The following is a 17622-nucleotide window of genomic DNA, read 5'->3' as shown; positions in this document are numbered from 1 at the left end:
TGGGGGCACGGGCGAAAGCGTACCGACTCGGCGGCCGCGTCACCGCCGCGCGCCAAGCGCCTGGGCGACGTGGGTGAGTGTGACCAGACCGATCCCGCCCACGACGTTGCCGGCGGTGATGACACCCGTCAGCGCCGCGAACTCGCCGACGCCGATCGGGGCTCCGTAGAGGACGCCGAAGAAGGCGTGCAGCATCGTCACGATGGCGTGCTCGAAGGGACCGAGCGCCAGCAGGAAACCCACGGCGTAGGACATCGAGATCCGACTCCCCACGCTGTTGACCGCGGCGAGGAAGTGCGAGAGCAAGGCGACGAGCGCACCCCCGACGATGGCACTGGTGAACGTCCCGACCGTCGACCGGCTGGCAGTGTGTTCGGCGAACGAGCGCAGGGCCTGCTCGGTCCCGGCCGGGAGCGTCCCCTCGACCCAGAAGATGGCGACCATCAGGCCGCCGCCGACGAGGTTCAGCGCGAAGGTCACGGTCCACAGGCGCAGTAGTTCACCGACGGGGAACTCGTCGCGTTCGATGGCGGCGGCGATCGGGTCGAAGAAGTTCTCGTTGAACAGTTCGGCGCGGCCGACGACGAGGAAGACGACGCCGAGGCCGAACGCGAGCGCCCCGGCGACGGCGTCGAGGCGGCCGAATCCGTCGGGCACGGCGGCGTGGACGATGGCGAGTGCGACGGTTCCGAAGACGATCGTGAAGCCGGCGATGAAACTCGTCGCGAGCAGTTCGAGCAGCGACTGGTCGAGCCGGCGTTCCCCCTCGTCGACGGCCCGGTCGTAGATCTCCTCGGGATCGGGTGCGACCGCCACGCGGTCGTTTTCGACCGACCCGAGCAAAAGCGTCTGTGGCAGACGAGGCGACAGGTTCGGGGGCCGCGGGACCTGACGCTGACGCGACGCTCTCCCTTTCGTGTCGGTTGCGATCCGGTAAGGCACCCCTCCCTACCGGACCCCGGTTCATAACTATCGCCGTCGGCGCCCTCTCTCTATCCGAGGTACTCATGGCTTCCGAAGATCCACAGACTGAGACAGTACAGCACGGCGTCGACGTCGGCGACCACATGGCGTTCGTGGACTGGCTCGAAGCGAACCCCGAGGACGGCCGCATCGAGTTCCGCGCCCGCGGCGTCGCGGAGGACGCGGTCAACCGAACCTCGGCCGCCATCGACGAGTGGTCGCTGGGCGGCGAGGAGATGGGCGGCGACCGCGACCACACGCTCGAGTTCGGCCTGCCCGCGGACCTCGAGGAGAGCCTGGGCTTTGCCGACCCCGAGGAGCGCTACGAGGCGATCGAGGGCGCGCTCGCCGGCCTCACGGCCTGCATCAACGGGACCATCGCGTTCAACGCGGTCCGGGAGGGACTCGCCGTCGAGGAGATCGAGACGCGGGTGCGCGTGCCGACCGACCTCCGCGTCCTCTTCGGCATCCACGACGTGGACCGGGCCGACGAGATGTTCGACGAACCGATGATCGACGTCACGGTCACCGGGACCGACCTCGACGGCGAGGACGTGGAACGGATCCGCGAGTACCCGAAGCGCTCGCCGGTGTACAACCTCGTGACGCTGGCACACGCGAACGAGCCGTCGGTCACGGTCGAACAGGCGTAGGGGTCCGTGACCCCTGGGTCCCCTTACAGCGCTTCCTTGTACGCCTCGAGCGTCTCCTCGACGTCCGACTCGGTGTGTGAATAGCTGACGAACTGGGACTCGTACTGGTTCTGGCTGAGGAAGATCCCCTGCTCTTTCATCCTGGGCCAGAAGACGCGCCGCCAGCGGTCGGTCTCGCCGGCGGCGACGTCCGCGGCGTTTTTCGGACAGTGCTCGAAGCGCGGACAGGACTCGCGCTGTTCGCAGGCACCGTCGCAGTGTCCTTCGAAGGTATCCGGGGCCTCCCGAGTGAAGATCAGTTTGAACATCCCGTCGACGCCGGTGACGGTGTACTCGGGGGCCTGGTCCGCGACGATCTCGGCCAGTCCCGTGCGCAACTGCTCGCCGAGGTCGTGGATGTGGTCGTGGACGTCGTTCTCGGCGGCGTAGCGGAGCGATTCGAGGCCGGCGGCCATCGTGACGGGGTGGCCCGAGAACGTCCCGGCCTGGAACACGTCGCCGGAGGGGGTGAACTGCTCCATGAGTCGGGCGGGGCCGCCGATCGCGCCGACGGGGAAGCCGCCGCCGATGAGCTTGCCGAAGGTGGTCAGGTCCGGTTCGATCCCGAATTTCCCCTGGGCGCACTGGAGGCCGCCGACGCGGAATCCCGTGATCACTTCGTCGAAGATCAACAGCGAGCCGTGCTCGTCGGTGAGGTCGCGCAGCGTCTCGTGGTAGCCGTCGACCGGGCGGACGATGCCGTAGTTGGCGAGGATCGGTTCGACGAGGACGGCCGCGATCTCGTCGCCGTAGTCCTCGAAGACGCGGTGAGCGGCCTCCTCGTCGTTGAAGGGGATCGCGAGCGTCTCGTCGGCGAAGGACTGGGGAATCCCGGGGCTGGAGGGTCGGACGTCGTCGTACTCGCCCTCGACGAGGGTTGTCTCCTGGGCGCCGTGGTAGCCACCCTGCATGACGACGATCTTGTCGCGGCCGGTGTGGGCCCGCGCGAGTCGGCAGGCAGAGACGGTCGCCTCGGTGCCCGAGTTCACGAAGCGACACATCTCGACGCTGGGGACGTGTCGGGCGACGAACTCGGCGTGTTCGACCTCGATCTCGGTGGGCATGCCGTACATCGGGCCCGCGCTGGCGTGGGACTGGACGGCCGCCTCGACGGGGTCGGGCTGCTCGTGGCCGTACAGCAGCGGGCCGAGGCCCATCACCCAGTCGACGTACCGATCGCCGTCGGCGTCTATGACGTGGCCGCCGTCGCCCCGCTCGATGAACGGGGGATAGGGCTCGATCGCCGCCCGCACGGCGGAGTTGACGCCGCCGGGCAGCACCGAGAGCGCCCGGTCGTACAGGTCGCGCGACTGCTCGTGAGTCATACCCGGCCCTTGGAGCACCACCGGAAAGTAAGTAGTGTCTCGCGGGCGGTCGCGGGCGGCCGACCGAGCGGGCGCGTACTGGCCTGACTGGAGCCGTCGACGCCCCCCGCCCCGTCGCCCTGGCCGGGATTTCGACGCCCGTCGAATATTCGTCCGAATTTCCCGATTTGAATGCCCTTATACAGACAATATTCTACCGTAAACCGACCGCCCGTCGATTGGAGTGTGAAAAAATTTGCCGAACGTGTTAGTCAGCGTTTTACCCGTGGAAGATGACCGTGCCACCAACGAGAAACGATGACGAACTGTGGAGAATCCGTGGACGTTCGGAACGTACGTTCACACACGTCCGGAATCCGTCGCCGGTCGGGCCGCAGGGGTGAGCGATGAGCGACTGGGTGTCGACGACGTGCATGCGCTGTGCCGTCGGCTGCGGGCACAAACACCTCGGCGTAGCCGAGGGGTACGGCGTCGACGTCGTTCGGGGCGACGGCCAGCACCCGGTCAACCGTGGGCTGGCCTGCCAGCGCGGCATCGAGGAGAGCGGCGACCCCGAGGGCGAGTGGCTCTCCCAGCCGCTGGTCCGGAAGGGTGGCGAACTCGTCGAGGCTTCCTGGCCGGAGGCGCTGGAGCGCGTCGCCGAGCGGTTCGACGCCGCGCTCGCCCGCGATCGAAACGCCGTCGCGGTGCTCGGGAGCGGCCAGCAGACCAACGAGGCCGCCTACGCCCTCGGCAAACTCGCCCGGGGCGGCATGGGCACCCGGTACTACGACGCGAACACGACGCTCTGCATGGCCAGCGCCGTGACGGCCTACTACGAGGCGTTCGGCAGCGACGCGCCGCCGACGACCTACGACGACATCCCCGAGGCCCAGACCCACGTCGTCTGGGGGGCCAACCCCGCCATCGCCCACCCGGTCATGTTCCGGTGGATCCGCGAGAGCGCGGGCGCAGCGGACAGCCGCATGATAGTCGTCGACCCGGTCGAGACCGACACGGCGACGACGGCCGACGAACACGTCCAGCTCGACCCCGGCCAGGACCTCGCGCTCGCGCGGGCCGTGCTGGCCCGACTCGTCGAAATCGACGGCGTCGACGAGGCGTTCGTCGACGAAGCAACCGAGGGGTTCGAGGACCTGGTCGCCGATCTCCCGGACCCGGATGCGGCCGCCGAGGAGGCGGGCGTCACCCTCGAGGCGGTCGACCATCTCGCAGCGGCCTTCGAGGATCGAACGCTGGTCTACTGGGGGATGGGGATCAACCAGAGCGTCCGCGGCACCGACGCGGCGCGGGCGCTGATCGACCTCTGTCTCGCCTCCGGCAACCTCCGGCCCGGCAGCGGCCCGTTCTCGCTGACCGGCCAAGCCAACTCGATGGGGACGCGCGTCGTCTCCTGCAAAGGGTCCTGGCCCGGCCAGCGGCCCTTCGACGACCCGGGCCACCGAGCAACAATCGCAGACGCGTGGGGCGTCCCCGTCGACCGGCTGCCCGACGACACCGGGCCCGGCCCTGTCGGAACGATCGAGGCCATTTCCGACGGTCCGGTCGAGGCGGTCTACGCCGTTGCGACCAATCCAGTGGCCGGGATGCCCGACGCGAACGCCGTGGCCGAGACCCTCGAGGACGCCTTCCTCGTCGTCCAGGACAGCTTCCGGACGGAGACGACGGAGCTGGCCGACGTGGTGCTCCCGGCGGCCACCTGGGGCGAGTCCGAGGGGACGGTCATGAACATGGAGCGCAACGTCTCGCGCGTCCGGGCTGCCTCCGACGCGCCGCCGTCGGTCCAGCAGGACCTCGACATCGTCGCGGCCATCGCTGCCGAGATCGCGCCCGGCCTCCTCCCGGAGCCGCCGGTCGACCCCGCCGCAACGTTCGACGAGTTCGCCGCGCTGACCGCTGGGACGGACGCGGACTGCTCGGGGATCGCCTACGAGCGCCTCGATCACGAACTCGCCGTCCGCTGGCCGGCCCCCGAACCCGACGCCGAGGGGGGCTACCGCTACCACGAAGCGACCGACGACGGGGAGGACTGGACGTTCGCGACCCCCTCCGGGCGGGCGAACTTCTCGGACCCGCCTGAAGCCGATTCCCTCCCGGAACCGACCGACGAGACGTACCCGCTCACGCTGACGACCGCCCGCGAGCCCGACGGGTACAACACCGGCATCCGGTCGCGCCAGGTGGACGATCTCGACCCGGTCACGGCCCGGATCCACCCCGAGACGGTCGCGGCGGAACTCGGCGACGCGGTCGCGGGTGCGGTGCCCGACGGGGATGAGGACCCGGATGCGCTCCCCGAGATCCGACTGGAAACCAGACGCGGCACCGTCACGGCCCGGATCGACCCAGACCCGGCGGTCCCCGAAGGGCTGGTCTGGCTACCGATCCACCATCCGGCGACCAACGAGCTGACCGTCCCCGCCACCGATCCCCGCTCCGACGAGCCGAACCTCAAGCAGTGCGCCGTGCGCCTCACGGCCGCCGACGCCGAGTCCACCGCCCCCGAGTTAGCGGTCGACCCCGAGCCGGTGGAGGCCTCCGAATGACGCGGCCGACCGAGTGGCTGCGACAGCCGCGTACCGCCGTGGACGCCGGTGTCGACGCGATGGTCCGGCGCTCGCCGAACGGGACACCCGACGCCCCGGGGGATGTCTAGACGAACCGCAGGCGTCGTCCTCACCGAGGGCGCCGCCGCGGGCATCGACGACGGCGCCGACCCCCTTCACGAGATCGATGGGACTCCCCTCGCGTGTCGGGTGGCCGACCGACTCGCACCGCTGATCGACGAACTCGTCGTCCACTGCCGGCGAGAGCGCCGTGACGCGCTCGCGAACGCGCTCGACGGCGCGACCCACGAACCGCGGTTCGCGCTCGACACCGTCGGCGACCGCGGCCCGGTGTTCGCGCTCCGGACGGTCTTCCGGGTCGCGGCCGCCGAGTACGCCGTCGCCGTCGGGCCGCTCTCGCAGGTCGACCCGACGCTGCTCGCCTACCTGCACAACCGCGCTCGCTCGGGGACCGCCGACGCCGTCGTCCCGCGCGTCGACGGACGGCTCGTCCCCCACTGTGCCGTCTACCGCGTCGATTCCGGCCGCCGGGCCTGCGAGACGGCGACCAGACAACCGGACCCGCGCCTGGACTCGGTCCTCGACCGACTCGACGTCGACGCCGTCGACGAAGCCACAGTTGCCCAGTACGCCGACGACCGCGCGTTCGAGGCCGCGCGGACCGAGGGCGACGCCTAGTCCTCCCGGGCGGCGGCCGCGTGCTCGCGCGCCTCCTCGCGGGTCATCCCGCGGACGCCGCAGGAACAGGAGAGCAGTTCGGGGTCCGAGAGGTCGTTCACCTGTCGCTCGGCCACGCGTTCGAGCGCGTCCCTTTCGGCGTCGTACGCGAAGGTGAGCCGGTAGTTGACCTGCGCGACCCCCTCGATCTCGTGGTCTGCGTCCGGATCCGGTTCCGCGATGGCCTCGGCGTGTTCGGCCTGCATCTCCGCTTTCCAGTCCTCGAGGGTCTTCTCGGGGTCCCCGCCGTCGGTCATGATCGACTCCTCGTCGCCCCTGGGGAAAAAGCCGGTCCCATCGGGCCACGGCCGATCGTGAATCGAGCCCCACCGGTCGCCCGGGGGACGCTCGCGCGCGCTCGGCCGGCACGCTCCCTCCCGCCGACTCGCACCGCTCCCGCCGGAAACCGCACGCCCGTCCACACGAACGTCGATTCGTTCGACGATTTACGTCCTTATACAGGCTTACCGTCCTGATAAAGTAGACGAACGTCCTCCTGCATCTGTTGCTTCTCCATATGTTCAACGATTACTGTTATACGGCCTAAACTGGATTATTGTGACGTGAACGAGTGGAAGTTCGTTGCGGTATTGCAGAGAAATCGTGACGTACACGTAATTCGGTGACTGCCTATGCCACACAAGAAAGAAGGGATCAAAGACGAGCTGTACGGCGACGAGGTCCGCGAGAAACTGCTCGAGTTCGCCGAACGGGGGTGGGACTCGATTCCCGAGGACGAACGCGAGGAGTGGTTCACCCGCTTCAAGTTCTGGGGGATCTTCCACCAGCGCTCCGGCCAGGAGAGTTACTTCATGCTGCGGCTGACCAACTGCGGCGGCGTCCTGGAGCCGGGGCAGTTGCGCGCCATCGGCGAGGTGGCCCGGGATTACGCCCGCGGGCCCGTCGACAACCCCGAGTTCGGTAACGGCTGGATCGACCTGACGACGCGGCAGTCGATCCAGCTCCACTGGATCAAGCTCGAGGACGTCCCCGAGATCTGGGAGCAACTGGAGTCCGTGGGGGTCTCCAGCCGCTCTTCGGGCGGGGACACGATGCGCAACATCTCGGGCTGTCCGGTCGCGGGCAAGGCCGAGGAGTACGTCGAGAGCCGCGACCTGCTCGACGAGATCGAGGCCGACATCCGCGGCGACGACGCCCTGGCGAACATGCCCCGGAAGTTCAACATCTCCGTGACGGGGTGTCGCCAGGGCTGCGCCCAGGACTCGATCAACGACGTCGGCCTGGAGCCGGCCCACAAACTGATCGATGGAGCGGAAGTCGAGGGCTTCAACGTTCGCGTCGGCGGCGGCCTCGGCGGTCGCGAGCCCCGCGCCGCGCGGCCGCTCGACCTGTTCGTACGACCCGAGCAGGCCAAGGAAACGGTCCGGGCGTTCGTGGAACTCTATTTCGAGGAGGGCAACCGCGTGAACCGGCAGAAGAACCGCGCCCGGTTCTTCGTCGACGAGTGGGGCTGTGAGGAGATCCGCGCGGCTCTCGACGAGCGCCTGGACTTCGCGCTCGAACGCGCAGGGACGGACTTCCGCGGCGAGTACACCTACAACGCCGGGAAACCGGCCGAGCGCGGCGCCCACGACCACGTCGGCGTCTACGACCAGAGAGACGGGAACAACTACGTCGGGCTGTCGGTCCCGGTCGGTCGGCTGCCCGCCGAGGAGGCCATCGAACTGGCCGACCTCGCCGACGAGTACGGCAGCGGTGAGATCCGGCTCACCCGTCGGCAGAACCCGCTGATCATGGACGTGCCCGACGAGGACCTCGACGCGCTGCTCTCCGAGGACCTGCTGGAGATCCACACGCCCGAGCCCAGCCCCTTCGCGCAGGGCGGGATGGCCTGCACGGGGACGGAGTTCTGCTCGATCGCGCTGACCGAGACCAAGACCCGGATGGCGCGAATGCTCCGCTGGCTGCAGGCGAACGTCGAGTTGCCCGCCGACGTCGACCGGATCAAGATCCACTACTCGGGCTGTACCGCCGACTGCGGGCAGGCGATGACCGCCGACATCGGCCTCCAGGGGATGCGCGCCCGCAAGGACGGCGAGATGGTCGAAGCGATGGACGTCGGCGTCGGCGGCGGCGTGGGCGAGGAGCCCAGTTTCGTCGACTGGGTCCGCCAGCGCGTGCCGGCGGACGAGGTGCCCGGCCTGATCCGGAACCTCGTCGAGGCCTTCGCGGCGCTTCGCGGAGAGGGCCAGACCTTCCGCGAGTGGGTCGACGCCACGGGCCAGGAGAACCTCATCACGCTGGCCGAGCCCGAAGAGACCAGCTACGAGGACCCCTGGATGCACGACGCCAAGCAGTCGTGGTACCCCTTCGACGACGGCGAGAGTCCGGCCCCGACCGCGCCCGACGGGACGCCGCTCTCGGCTGACGACTGACGCGAGGGCGAGCGAAGCGAGCCCTCGAAATGGCGAGCGGCGAAGCCGCGAGCCGGGAGCCGCTCCGATTAACAGCGACTCCGACCTCGTTCTGCTGCTGTCACGAACGAACCTCGTCCCGTACCGACGGGTATCCCGTGGCCGACGACCGACTCGACCGCCCGGCGGTCACGGGTCTTCGCGTGGTGCCGGTTCAGTGCTCCTCGAGTTTTCCCTCGTCGCGCTGGATGACGCGGCCGCTCACGTAGCTGAGCAGGAGGAGCAGCGTGAAGGGGACCAGCGTCAGCACGTGGCTCCAGAAGACGAACCAGAGATCCCAGCCCCAGGGGTTGACGAACCAGAAGAGGACGTCGAGGAAGAGCAGGATGCCGAGGGGGATCGCGTTGACCGTCAGGTCCAGCAGCGTCTCGCGCTCGAGGCCGAGCAGTGCCATCAGGACGACCCTCCGGTGGTCCGCGGACTCGCGACCTGGGCAGGCTGGACCGTCTCGGTTCGGTCGCCGGGCATACCGGACGGACTGCCTGTCGCGGGGTAACGCGTCTGCCTGCACACGCAGGCGAAAAAAGCGGGGCGCGGTCGCCGTCAGTCCTCTGTGAGGTCGACGGCGAACTGCGCGTGCTCCCGGACGACGTCGAGGACGACGCTGGTGTTGGCCGCCTCCACGTCCGGGTCGGTCAGCAGGTCCTTGATCTGGCCGTTCATCTCGTCGGTGTCCTCGAACTTCCCGATCGCGACGACGTCGTGGCTCCCGGTCACCTCGTAGACGCTGACCATCCGCTCGTGGTCACTGAGTCGCTCGACGACGGTTCGCAGGCCGTTGCCGTCCACGCTGAGGTGGAACACGGCGGTCACGTCGTAGCCGAGCGCGTCGTAGTCGAGGACCGGGCGGTAGTGCTCGACGACGCCGCTCTCTTCGAGGGCCGACAGCCGCTTCGAGACCGTCGTCGCCGCGAGGCCGGTCTCGCTGGCGATGTCGCGGGCGCTCGCACGGCCGTCGGACAACAGCGCGTTCACGATGCGTCGATCGGTGTCGTCGACTGCCATCCGTCAGACCGCGTCCGGGCCGCGCTTGTCGGTCCGGATCTGGACCGCGTCCTCGACGTCGATCACGAAGACCTTCCCGTCACCGGGATCGCCGGTGTGAGCGGCCTCCGAGATCGCGTCGACGACGTCGTCGGCGGGCACGTCCGCCACCACCGTCTCCAGTTTGACCTTCTCGTGGAGGTCGACCACGTACTCCTCGCCGCGCCACTGGCCCTTCTTGACCGGCTGGCTGCCGCGGCCGCGGACGTTCGTCACCGTGAGGGAGGGCGCACCGACCTCGGCGAGGCCCTTCTTCACGTCGGACAGTTTGCCCGGCCGGATGAACGCGATTATCATCTTGATGCCGCCGTCGTTGGGTTCGGTTTCGCTCATCAGTTGTCACCGTCGTTGATCTGACCGCCGTCCGTTTTGTACGTCCGTCCACCGTCCGTCATCGTCGCGTCGTCACCGAGCGAGAATTCGGGGTAGGTCTCGACGCCGTGTTCGGAGATGTCGAGGCCCTCGCGCTCGTGGCCCGGGGAGACGCGTGCCTGCCCCAAGGCCTTGAGCACACCGAAGACCAGGCCCGTCGCCAGGACGGTCCAGACGGTGATCGCGGCGACGCCCGCGACCTGCGTGATCAGGGCGTCGACCGAGAAGCCCGAGAAGACGTTCGTCTCGACCGCCACGAAGGGGTACGCGAGCGTCCCGAGGACGCCGGCGCTGCCGTGGACGGGGAAGACCGCACAGACGTCGTCGATCTTGAGGCGCTTCTCGACGAAGCTGAACACGATCGGGAGCTGGGCGCCGGCGATGCCGCCGACGACGATGGCGCCCCACCAGGTCGCGACGTTCGGGATCGCGGTGATCCCGACCAGGCCCGCGAGCAGGCCGTTGGCGACGTAGAGCGTGTCGACCTTGCCGGTCTTGGCCAGCGCGACCGTCCCCGCGCCGATGGCGCCCATCGCCATCGCCAGGGTGGTCGTCAGCGCGACGCGGCCCAGCACCGCGCCGTTGAACAGCAGGCCGCTCTCGCCCGAGGTGAAGATCGCGGCCGTGCCCACGTTGAACCCGTACCAGCCGAAGGCCAGGATCAGCGTCCCGAGCACGGCGAAGGTCAGCGAGTGCCCGGGGATGACGTTGACGCTGCCGTCACTGTTGTACCGGTCGATGCGCGGCCCGAGGACGTACGCGGCCGTGAGGCCGGCGATACCGCCCATGCCGTGGACGATCATGCCGCCGGCGAAGTCCTGGAAGCCGGTGCCCAGGAACTGGGAGAAGTACGCGCCGGACCAGGTGATCCCGGTGACGACGGGGTAGATGACCGCCGCCAGCAGGAACGTGTAGGTCACGTACGCGCGGAGCTTCGCGCGTCCGGCCACTGCCCCGGAGACGATGGTCGCCGCCGTCATGGCGAACACCGCGCCGTAGAGCCAGCCGCTCGCCCACGATCCCGGATCGCTCCCGGCGGTCCAGGCGAACCCGTTCCCGCCGACGAGACTGCTGATCCCCGCGCCGATGAGGAAGAAGGCCATCACCCCGATCGACCAGGTGAGCAGGTTCTTCGTCAGCTGGTTCGCGACGTTCTTCGAGCGCACCTGCCCCGCCTCCAGCATGGCGAAGCCGGCGTGCATGAAGAAGATCAGGAACGATACCACCAGGATCCAGGTGAAGTTCACCGCGCTCGCGACCTCCGCGGCGCTGACCTGCAACAGAAGTGGATCCATCACTGCACCACCCCGGGTCCACCGATCGACGAATTCTGTGGGTGTTCGTCTAACTTTGCACCGGATTGCGCTATGCTCGTGTGGTATTTCACGAGAGAACGTCATGGAATCACACTACATAAGGGTTAGCTTGAAACACGAGCAAATTTCGGAACTGTGGTAGACGAACGTCCGGATTTGGGTAGACTATTATCTGTTTAAGGTTGTATTCCGTCCAGTCGGTGGGCACTCGTCCGGGCTATTTCCGACCTTTCGTCAACCCGGTTCGGCGCGGAACCGGGTCGGTTCCCCGAGCGCGCGAACCGCCGACAGGGGGCTCGAATCGACCGTTCGGAGCAGCTGCGGGCCGATGGACTGTCGGGAAATTGCGCATCGTCCATCCTGCACGCCATCGCCGACCGTCCGTCCAGTTTCGAGCGAGTATCGCGGCTCCCCGGCTCACGAACCGCTGTGCGCGAGCGCGCGGCTCGACGTCTGCACTCGGCTGCAGGTTCGGAACCCGTCCGATCGGGTCCGGCTACAGTCGCGGCGCCAGGTCCTCGGCGAAGTACGTCAGGATCAGGTCCGCGCCGGCGCGCTTGATCGACAGCAGCGACTCGTGGGCGACGGCTTCGAGGTCGAGCCATCCCTTCTCCGCGGCGGCGTGGAGCATGGCGTACTCCCCGGAGACGTTGTAGGCCGCGACGGGGTGGTCGAACTCCCGGCGGACGGCGCTCACGACGTCCAGGTAGGGCAGGGCGGGCTTGACCATCAGCACGTCCGCGCCCTGCTCGACGTCCAGGCTGACCTCGCGCATGGCCTCTCGGGCGTTCGCGGGGTCCATCTGGTAGTGTCGGCGGTCGCCGAAGGCCGGTGCGCCGTCTGCGGCGTCCCGGAAGGGGCCGTAGAAGGCGCTCTCGTATTTCGCCGCGTAGCTCATGATCGGCACGTCGGCGTGACCCGAATCGTCGAGTCCCGTCCTGATCGCGCCGACCATCCCGTCGGTCATCGAGGAGGGCGCGACCATGTCCGCCCCCGCCGCGGCGTGGGAGACGGCCGTCTTCGTCAGCAGGTCGAGCGTCTCGTCGTTTTTGACCGTGAGGGTGGGCTCCTCGTCCGCGTCCTCCTCGATCACACCGGAAGAGCGAAGCTCTTCCCAGCTCTCACTCGCTTCGCTCGTGAGAACCCCGCAGTGGCCGTGGTCGGTGTACTCGCACATGCAGACGTCGGTGATCACGTAGGCGTCGGTCTCGGCGGTGATCGCCCGCACCGCCCGCTGGACGACGCCGTCGTCGGCGAAAGCCCTGGTTCCGCGTGCGTCTTTCTCCTCGGGGATGCCGAACACGATGACCGCCTCGACGCCGGTCTCGCGGACCTCCTCGACGCGAGCGACGGCCTCCTCGACGGGCACGCGTTCGTGGCCCGGCATCGAGGGGATCGGCTGGCGCTCGTCGGTCGTCGCGTCGACGAACACGGGTGCGATCAGGTCACTGGGGGAGAGGGAGACCTCGCTGACGAGAGAGCGGATGCCGTCCCGGCGGAGCCGGCGGGGCCGCTGCGTGATGTTCATACCGGCTTTATCCGGGGTGTGCGCAAAAACCCACTGTTCACAGGTAGCCAAGCAGCGGCATGGCCAGGCCGACCAGCCAGCCGAGGACGCCGACGGCGAGCAGGCTGCCGCCGCGCTCGTCGATCCGGGTCGCGCCCGCCGCGATCAGCCCCAGTGCGACTGCGAGCCCGACGCGGTGGATCGCCAGTTCGATCGGGAGGGAGGTGATACCGAGCCCGCCGAAGTCGAGGACGAACGCCACACAGAGGGCGATGAAGGCGAACACGAACGCCGGCGTCGCCTGGATCCGCGGCCCCAGGAACCGGGAGATCTGCTGTAAGCGCTCGAATCGCGACGTCGCCCCGAAGGGCTGGGCGAACACGAACGCGACCACCGGCAGCCCGATGGCGATGACGGGATACAGCACCGCGACGAACGCACGCGGATCGACCGACGAGAGCGACTCGAGGAACAGGCCCGCGCTGCGGACGCTCAGGTACAACGCTGCGATCATCGCCGCGAGGACAAGCCCCCGGACGTTCCCGCGGATCCACCGGAGGGCGTACGCCGCGTCGCGCCGGATCGTCCGTCGCGCGTTCGCGGACAGCAGTCCGAGCAGCCCGACGAGCGCCACGCTCGCGGGTCTGAGGTCGATCTCCGACAGCCAGCCGTCGTTCCATCCGCCGTGGACGCCGTAGTACGTCCGGGTGACGTCCGAGACGTACGGCTGGCCGATGAAGTCGTTCTCGAGTCTGTTCCGGGCGTTCCGGCTGTCCGTGACGGTGTGTCGCAGGCGGAACCAGTCCCAGTACTCCTGGTGGACCTGGATCGCGGTCCAGTTGTCCCGCGGCGCGGCGTACGCCCGAATGTGGTGTCGGCTCCCGAGGTACGTCCCGGCGTGGATCTGGTACGTCTCGTCCAGCCAGTGCCCGGAGCCGCCCTTCGGCGAACTGTCGATGTAGGTGTACCGCGTCGAGCCGTGTGCGTCTGCCCACTCGAAGAGCGAGTCCCGGATCGCCTCTCCCGGTCCGGGCCCCGGCGTCGCCGTCCCGTTCACCGTCCCGTTCGCGGGCGTCTCGGTGTCGTTTTGCACCGTGGGCGTCTCGTCGTCTGCGAACTCGCTCGGGGACTCGGTCGGGGCGGTCGAATCGGCGTCACCGCCGAACTCGCCGTCTTCGGAGTCGTTGTCGAGCGAGTCCGTCCCGTTCTCCGCCGTCTCGTTTTCCTCGATGGGTGCGCGCCAGTCGAGGCTGGTCTGCTCGGTCAGCGCCCGGTGTACCCGCTGGTCGTCCCCGTGGATCACCAGGTTGATCGCGAGCGTCTGCCCGGCCGTCGTCCGTTTGCGTGACGTGTAGGGCCAGAGATAGCTCCCGTTCTCGGTGGGTAGGATCAGCCTGTTCCTGTCGACCTGGTCGCGCTCGGCTCGCTCTTCGGAGAGGCCGCCAAGCCCACCGACGAGGAGATACGCGCCCGTGAGCGCGACCAGGCCAGCGACGAGCAGCTGACGGCGAGAGACCACGGCTGTTCGGTCGTACCAGCGGCTACGATCACTTAGGTCTTCCCGAGTGAAACCACCCGACGGTCAGGGAGTCGGCGTCGACGCGCGGTCGTCAGTCGTCGGCGGGCGCGGACTCGCCGCCGGCGGTGGCACTGGCGCTGACGCCGCCCTGCTCGACGGCCTCGACGAGCAGTTCGGCCACGTCGACGATCTCGATCTCGTCCTCGAAGTCGCCGGTCTTGCGACCGTCCTCGTACATCGTCATGCACATCGGACAGGCGACGACGAACTTCTCGACGGCCTGTCCGGCCTCGGTGTCCTCGAGGGCCTCGCGCAGGCGTTCCTCGCTCGGTTTCTCCTCCTCTTCGAGTTCCATCCAGAGGCCGCCGCCACCGCCGCCACAGCAGTAGGAGTCGGCGCGGTTGCGCGGCATCTCGTGGAGGTCACAGCCCGTCGCGCGGATCAACTCGCGCGGGGCCGCGTACTCGTCGTTGTACCGGCCGAGGTGACACGGGTCGTGGTAGGTGACGGTGTAGTCCAGTTCCGTCCCCGAGAGTCCGAGGGCGCCGCGGTCGACGAGTTCCTCGACGGCCTGGGTCCAGTGGTAGACCTCCGTGCTGCCGTCCTCGTTCCAGAAGCCCTCGATGTCGAAGTCCATCATCGGGTCGTCGGCGAACTCGTCGAAGTCGACCTCTGGGTACTCGTTTTTGAACGTGTTGTACGAGTGGGGGTCGGTACAGACGATCTTCTCGAACTCGGCGTCCTGGAAGTTCTCGACCATCGTCGCGGCCTGCTCGACGAAGAGGAACTCCTCGCCGACCCGCCGGATGTCGTTGCCGTCGTAGACCTCGTCGTCGTAGAGGATGCCGAACTCGACGTCGGCCGCCTGCAGGAGTTTCGCCAGCGACCGGGCGACCTGCTTGTTCCGGTCGTCGTAGGACGGGTAGTCACCGACGTACCAGAGGTACTCCACGGGCTCTTCGCGGACGTCGGCCACGTCGAACTCGAGGTCCTCCGTCCAGTCGCCGCGGTTGCGCTGGGAGTCGCCGAAGGTGTTGCCCTTCTGCATGACGTTCTGGAAGACGTCCTGCATGCTGGGCTGGATCTCGCCCTCGTCGGTCAGCTGGCGGTTCAGCCGGGTGAAGGTCTTCAGGTGCTCGATCTCGACCGGGCAGGCGTCCATGCAGGCCATGCAGGCCATGCAGGACTCCATCGTCTCGGTCTGGATCACCGCGTCGCCGCCGTCGCCGACGATGGTCCGTTCCTCGCCGCCGTTCTCGACGGATTCACGGTAGTTCTTCAGGTCGAGGATGACGTCGCGCGGGCTGAGCGGCCGCCCGGAGCCGTTGGCCGGACAGACCGAGGTACAGCGACCGCACTTGGTACAGGCGTCCTGGTCGAGGATCTCCTTCCAGGAGAAAGAATCCATGGACTCGGCGCCGGTGTCCGCGTCCAGGTCTGCCGGGATGCCGGGCAGGCGCTTGCCCGCCTTCTCGTCGCGGGTGACGACGTTGGCGAACGAGGAGATCATGTGGAAGGGCTTGGCGTAGGGGATCCACGCGATGAAGAAGAAGGCGAGCAGCGCGTGGGACCACCAGACCACCGGGTAGGCCGCCGTGGCCATCTCGGGGGTCATGCCGGCCGCGGCGAAGACGTCCTTGACGAACCAGCCGACGAAACTCACCGTCTCGAAGGAGACGTCACGCACCGCGCTGGTCCCCAGAATCCGGATCGCCTCGGTGACGTACCCACCGATGCCGAGGAAGAAGAGCGTCCAGATGAACAGGTGGTCTTCGGTGCTGGAGTTGGGGCCCCAGAGCCGCTCGTTGCGAACGACGTAGCGGCGATAGAGGGCCATGCCGATCCCGACGACGAAGAGCAGGCCCATGAAGTCCATCACGAGGGAGTACGAGAGGTAGAAGTCCCCGTTGAAGATGGAGTAGCTCTGGCCGGTGAGGAGCTTCCCGCCCTTCTCCAGGAAGTCCATGTCGATGGCCAGGATGGTCGTCCCGATCAGCAGGGTCAGAAAGCCCCACATGATGAAGGAGTGCATCAGCCCCCCGTAGAGGTCCCGATCGAACTGTTTGCGGTTGGTGAAGACGATCCGCGAGGCCTCGACGATCCGGCTTCCCAGGTCGTCGACGCGCTCGAACCAGTCCTCGCCGCCCTGCGTGTACCGATCGAAGCGCCGGTAGACACCCCAGATCAGCACGGCGATCGTCAGCGCCGCGAGGTAGTAGAAGACGATTTCGCCGACGTGGCTGATCTGCCACATCGTCGGGCGTGTGACGGTGTCACCCGTCTGCAACGGTAGTACCATAATTTGCTTGTGTGGAAGTTACGCGCTTAAGTCTTGCCAAGCCGCAGCATACCCACGGCACACAACCGGAAAAGGATTTCTCGGGCGGCCGCCGTCCGTCACCTGGCGGGGACCCCCCGCAGCGTCGGGCCCGGTGATACCCGGCAACAGCTTTTTGTCTGCGCGTCCTCCGACTCGGTGCACGATGGACGAGAAAACAGAGGAACTCCGGGACATCTTCGTCGAGGTCACCGACGAAGAGACCGTGACGGAGCGCCAGGAGGAGGGACCGGGGTCGCTCGCCGACGCGGACGAGGGGGAGGTCGCCGCGCGGGTCGAAGCCGTCGTCGAGCGCATGCGCGACCGCTACACGTTCGAGACGGCCCTCGGCACCGACGCGCTCGTGACGGTCGTCCGCGGCTTCTACGACGGCGACGACGACGCGACCCTCGCCGACGCCCTCGTCGTCACCCCCGAGACGGTCTTCCGCGCACGGATGGACCTCCACCTCCTCGACGACGCCGACACCGCCTTCCCCTTCGACCTCGCCACACTGCGGGACGCACGCGAGGACCCCGACGACCCCGACCCCACCGCGCTCGCCGCCGACCTCGATTCGGACTCCGACACCGTCGCCCGCGCGCTCGACGTGGTAGAAACGCAGGCCGAGATCCGCCGCGTCAGCGGCCGCTTCCGCAGCGAGTTCGAGGACGCCATCCCCGACGCCGCCCTCTCGGTCCGCCTGACCGAGAGCGCCCGCGAGGACGGCCTCCGCGAGGCCGCCGAGGACATCGAGACCGACACTCAATTCTAAGGCACCCACTTTTTACTTCGTCGGGTCGCGGCTCCGCCGCGACCTCTCCTCGCAAAAACTTGGGGAAAAACGA

The 17622-nt window shown here is 68.1% G+C and carries 15 protein-coding genes; 5 read left to right on the top strand and 10 right to left on the bottom strand.

The window, feature by feature from the left end:
• Positions 1–39: 39 nt before the first annotated feature.
• Entirely contained in the window at positions 40–816 is a 777-nt protein-coding gene (locus U5918_RS09195) for a formate/nitrite transporter family protein (protein ID WP_336001050.1), read from the bottom strand.
• Positions 817–1007: 191 nt separating this feature from the next.
• Here U5918_RS09195 and U5918_RS09190 point away from each other — a divergent pair, with 191 nt between their 5' ends.
• A complete protein-coding gene (locus U5918_RS09190; protein ID WP_336001049.1) occupies positions 1008–1616 on the top strand; it encodes an OsmC family protein in 609 nt (202 codons plus the stop codon).
• A gap of 23 nt (positions 1617–1639) precedes the next feature.
• Here U5918_RS09190 and hemL read toward each other — a convergent pair whose 3' ends face one another.
• On the bottom strand, positions 1640–2980 hold the full coding sequence (gene hemL / locus U5918_RS09185; RefSeq protein ID WP_336001048.1) for a glutamate-1-semialdehyde 2,1-aminomutase: 1341 nt from the start codon (positions 2978–2980) through the stop codon (positions 1640–1642).
• 386 nt (positions 2981–3366) lie between these two features.
• Between hemL and nasA the strand changes: the two genes are divergently transcribed.
• Positions 3367–5526: an assimilatory nitrate reductase NasA gene (nasA, locus tag U5918_RS09180; RefSeq protein WP_336001047.1), complete on the top strand. Its 2160-nt coding sequence runs from the start codon at positions 3367–3369 to the stop codon at positions 5524–5526.
• Positions 5527–5628: 102 nt separating this feature from the next.
• Positions 5629–6225 carry an NTP transferase domain-containing protein gene (locus U5918_RS09175; RefSeq protein ID WP_336001046.1) on the top strand — a complete coding sequence of 199 codons (597 nt, stop codon included), beginning with the start codon at positions 5629–5631 and terminating at the stop codon, positions 6223–6225.
• Here U5918_RS09175 and U5918_RS09170 read toward each other — a convergent pair.
• On the bottom strand, positions 6222–6521 hold the full coding sequence (locus tag U5918_RS09170; protein WP_336001045.1) for a hypothetical protein: 300 nt from the start codon (positions 6519–6521) through the stop codon (positions 6222–6224). The genes U5918_RS09175 and U5918_RS09170 overlap by 4 nt on opposite strands.
• A gap of 375 nt (positions 6522–6896) precedes the next feature.
• On the opposite strand from U5918_RS09170, the gene U5918_RS09165 reads away from it, so the two are divergent.
• On the top strand, positions 6897–8660 hold the full coding sequence (locus tag U5918_RS09165) for a nitrite/sulfite reductase (protein WP_336001044.1): 1764 nt from the start codon (positions 6897–6899) through the stop codon (positions 8658–8660).
• 193 nt (positions 8661–8853) lie between these two features.
• Here the strand turns inward: U5918_RS09165 and U5918_RS09160 are convergent, their stop codons facing one another.
• The 7 genes from U5918_RS09160 to U5918_RS09130 all read right to left on the bottom strand — a co-directional run bounded on the left by U5918_RS09160 (position 8854) and on the right by U5918_RS09130 (position 16756).
• A complete protein-coding gene (locus tag U5918_RS09160) occupies positions 8854–9093 on the bottom strand; it encodes a DUF6684 family protein (protein WP_336001043.1) in 240 nt (79 codons plus the stop codon).
• A gap of 149 nt (positions 9094–9242) precedes the next feature.
• Positions 9243–9704: an HTH-type transcriptional regulator Lrp gene (gene lrp / locus U5918_RS09155; protein ID WP_336001042.1), complete on the bottom strand. Its 462-nt coding sequence runs from the start codon at positions 9702–9704 to the stop codon at positions 9243–9245.
• Positions 9705–9707: 3 nt separating this feature from the next.
• Complete coding sequence (locus U5918_RS09150; protein WP_336001041.1) at positions 9708–10076, bottom strand: P-II family nitrogen regulator; 369 nt, start codon at positions 10074–10076, stop codon at positions 9708–9710.
• Complete coding sequence (locus U5918_RS09145; protein WP_336001040.1) at positions 10076–11410, bottom strand: ammonium transporter; 1335 nt, start codon at positions 11408–11410, stop codon at positions 10076–10078. The genes U5918_RS09150 and U5918_RS09145 overlap by 1 nt, the downstream gene beginning before the upstream one ends.
• 517 nt (positions 11411–11927) lie before the next feature.
• On the bottom strand, positions 11928–12959 hold the full coding sequence (gene hemB, locus U5918_RS09140) for a porphobilinogen synthase (protein ID WP_336001039.1): 1032 nt from the start codon (positions 12957–12959) through the stop codon (positions 11928–11930).
• Positions 12960–12996: 37 nt separating this feature from the next.
• Positions 12997–14457: a hypothetical protein gene (locus tag U5918_RS09135; protein WP_336001038.1), complete on the bottom strand. Its 1461-nt coding sequence runs from the start codon at positions 14455–14457 to the stop codon at positions 12997–12999.
• A 91-nt stretch (positions 14458–14548) separates the two neighbouring features.
• Entirely contained in the window at positions 14549–16756 is a 2208-nt protein-coding gene (locus tag U5918_RS09130; protein WP_336001037.1) for a (Fe-S)-binding protein, read from the bottom strand.
• A gap of 184 nt (positions 16757–16940) precedes the next feature.
• Here U5918_RS09130 and U5918_RS09125 point away from each other — a divergent pair, with 184 nt between their 5' ends.
• Positions 16941–17549 (top strand): conditioned medium-induced protein 4, encoded by a 609-nt coding sequence (locus U5918_RS09125; protein WP_336001036.1) that lies wholly within the window; start codon positions 16941–16943, stop codon positions 17547–17549.
• Positions 17550–17622 lie beyond the last annotated feature (73 nt).

Source organism: Halorientalis sp. LT38 (assembly GCF_037031225.1).
GTDB classification, from domain to species: Archaea; Halobacteriota; Halobacteria; order Halobacteriales; family Haloarculaceae; genus Halorientalis; species Halorientalis halophila.
Note: the sequence above shows the minus strand (reverse complement) of the source record. Positions and strands in the feature narration are given on the sequence as shown.

Excerpts from the sequence above, each read along its gene's own strand:
- hemL (WP_336001048.1), bottom strand. The coding sequence starts at position 2,980 with ATGACTCACGAGCAGTCGCGCGACCTGTACGACCGGGCGCTCTCGGTG.
- U5918_RS09145 (WP_336001040.1), bottom strand. The coding sequence starts at position 11,410 with ATGGATCCACTTCTGTTGCAGGTCAGCGCCGCGGAGGTCGCGAGCGCG.
- U5918_RS09130 (WP_336001037.1), bottom strand. The coding sequence starts at position 16,756 with ATGGTACTACCGTTGCAGACGGGTGACACCGTCACACGCCCGACGATG.
- hemB (WP_336001039.1), bottom strand. The coding sequence starts at position 12,959 with ATGAACATCACGCAGCGGCCCCGCCGGCTCCGCCGGGACGGCATCCGC.
- nasA (WP_336001047.1), top strand. The coding sequence starts at position 3,367 with ATGAGCGACTGGGTGTCGACGACGTGCATGCGCTGTGCCGTCGGCTGC.
- lrp (WP_336001042.1), bottom strand. The coding sequence starts at position 9,704 with ATGGCAGTCGACGACACCGATCGACGCATCGTGAACGCGCTGTTGTCC.
- U5918_RS09175 (WP_336001046.1), top strand. The coding sequence starts at position 5,629 with ATGTCTAGACGAACCGCAGGCGTCGTCCTCACCGAGGGCGCCGCCGCG.
- U5918_RS09160 (WP_336001043.1), bottom strand. The coding sequence starts at position 9,093 with ATGGCACTGCTCGGCCTCGAGCGCGAGACGCTGCTGGACCTGACGGTC.
- U5918_RS09150 (WP_336001041.1), bottom strand. The coding sequence starts at position 10,076 with ATGAGCGAAACCGAACCCAACGACGGCGGCATCAAGATGATAATCGCG.
- U5918_RS09190 (WP_336001049.1), top strand. The coding sequence starts at position 1,008 with ATGGCTTCCGAAGATCCACAGACTGAGACAGTACAGCACGGCGTCGAC.
- U5918_RS09165 (WP_336001044.1), top strand. The coding sequence starts at position 6,897 with ATGCCACACAAGAAAGAAGGGATCAAAGACGAGCTGTACGGCGACGAG.
- U5918_RS09170 (WP_336001045.1), bottom strand. The coding sequence starts at position 6,521 with ATGACCGACGGCGGGGACCCCGAGAAGACCCTCGAGGACTGGAAAGCG.
- U5918_RS09125 (WP_336001036.1), top strand. The coding sequence starts at position 16,941 with ATGGACGAGAAAACAGAGGAACTCCGGGACATCTTCGTCGAGGTCACC.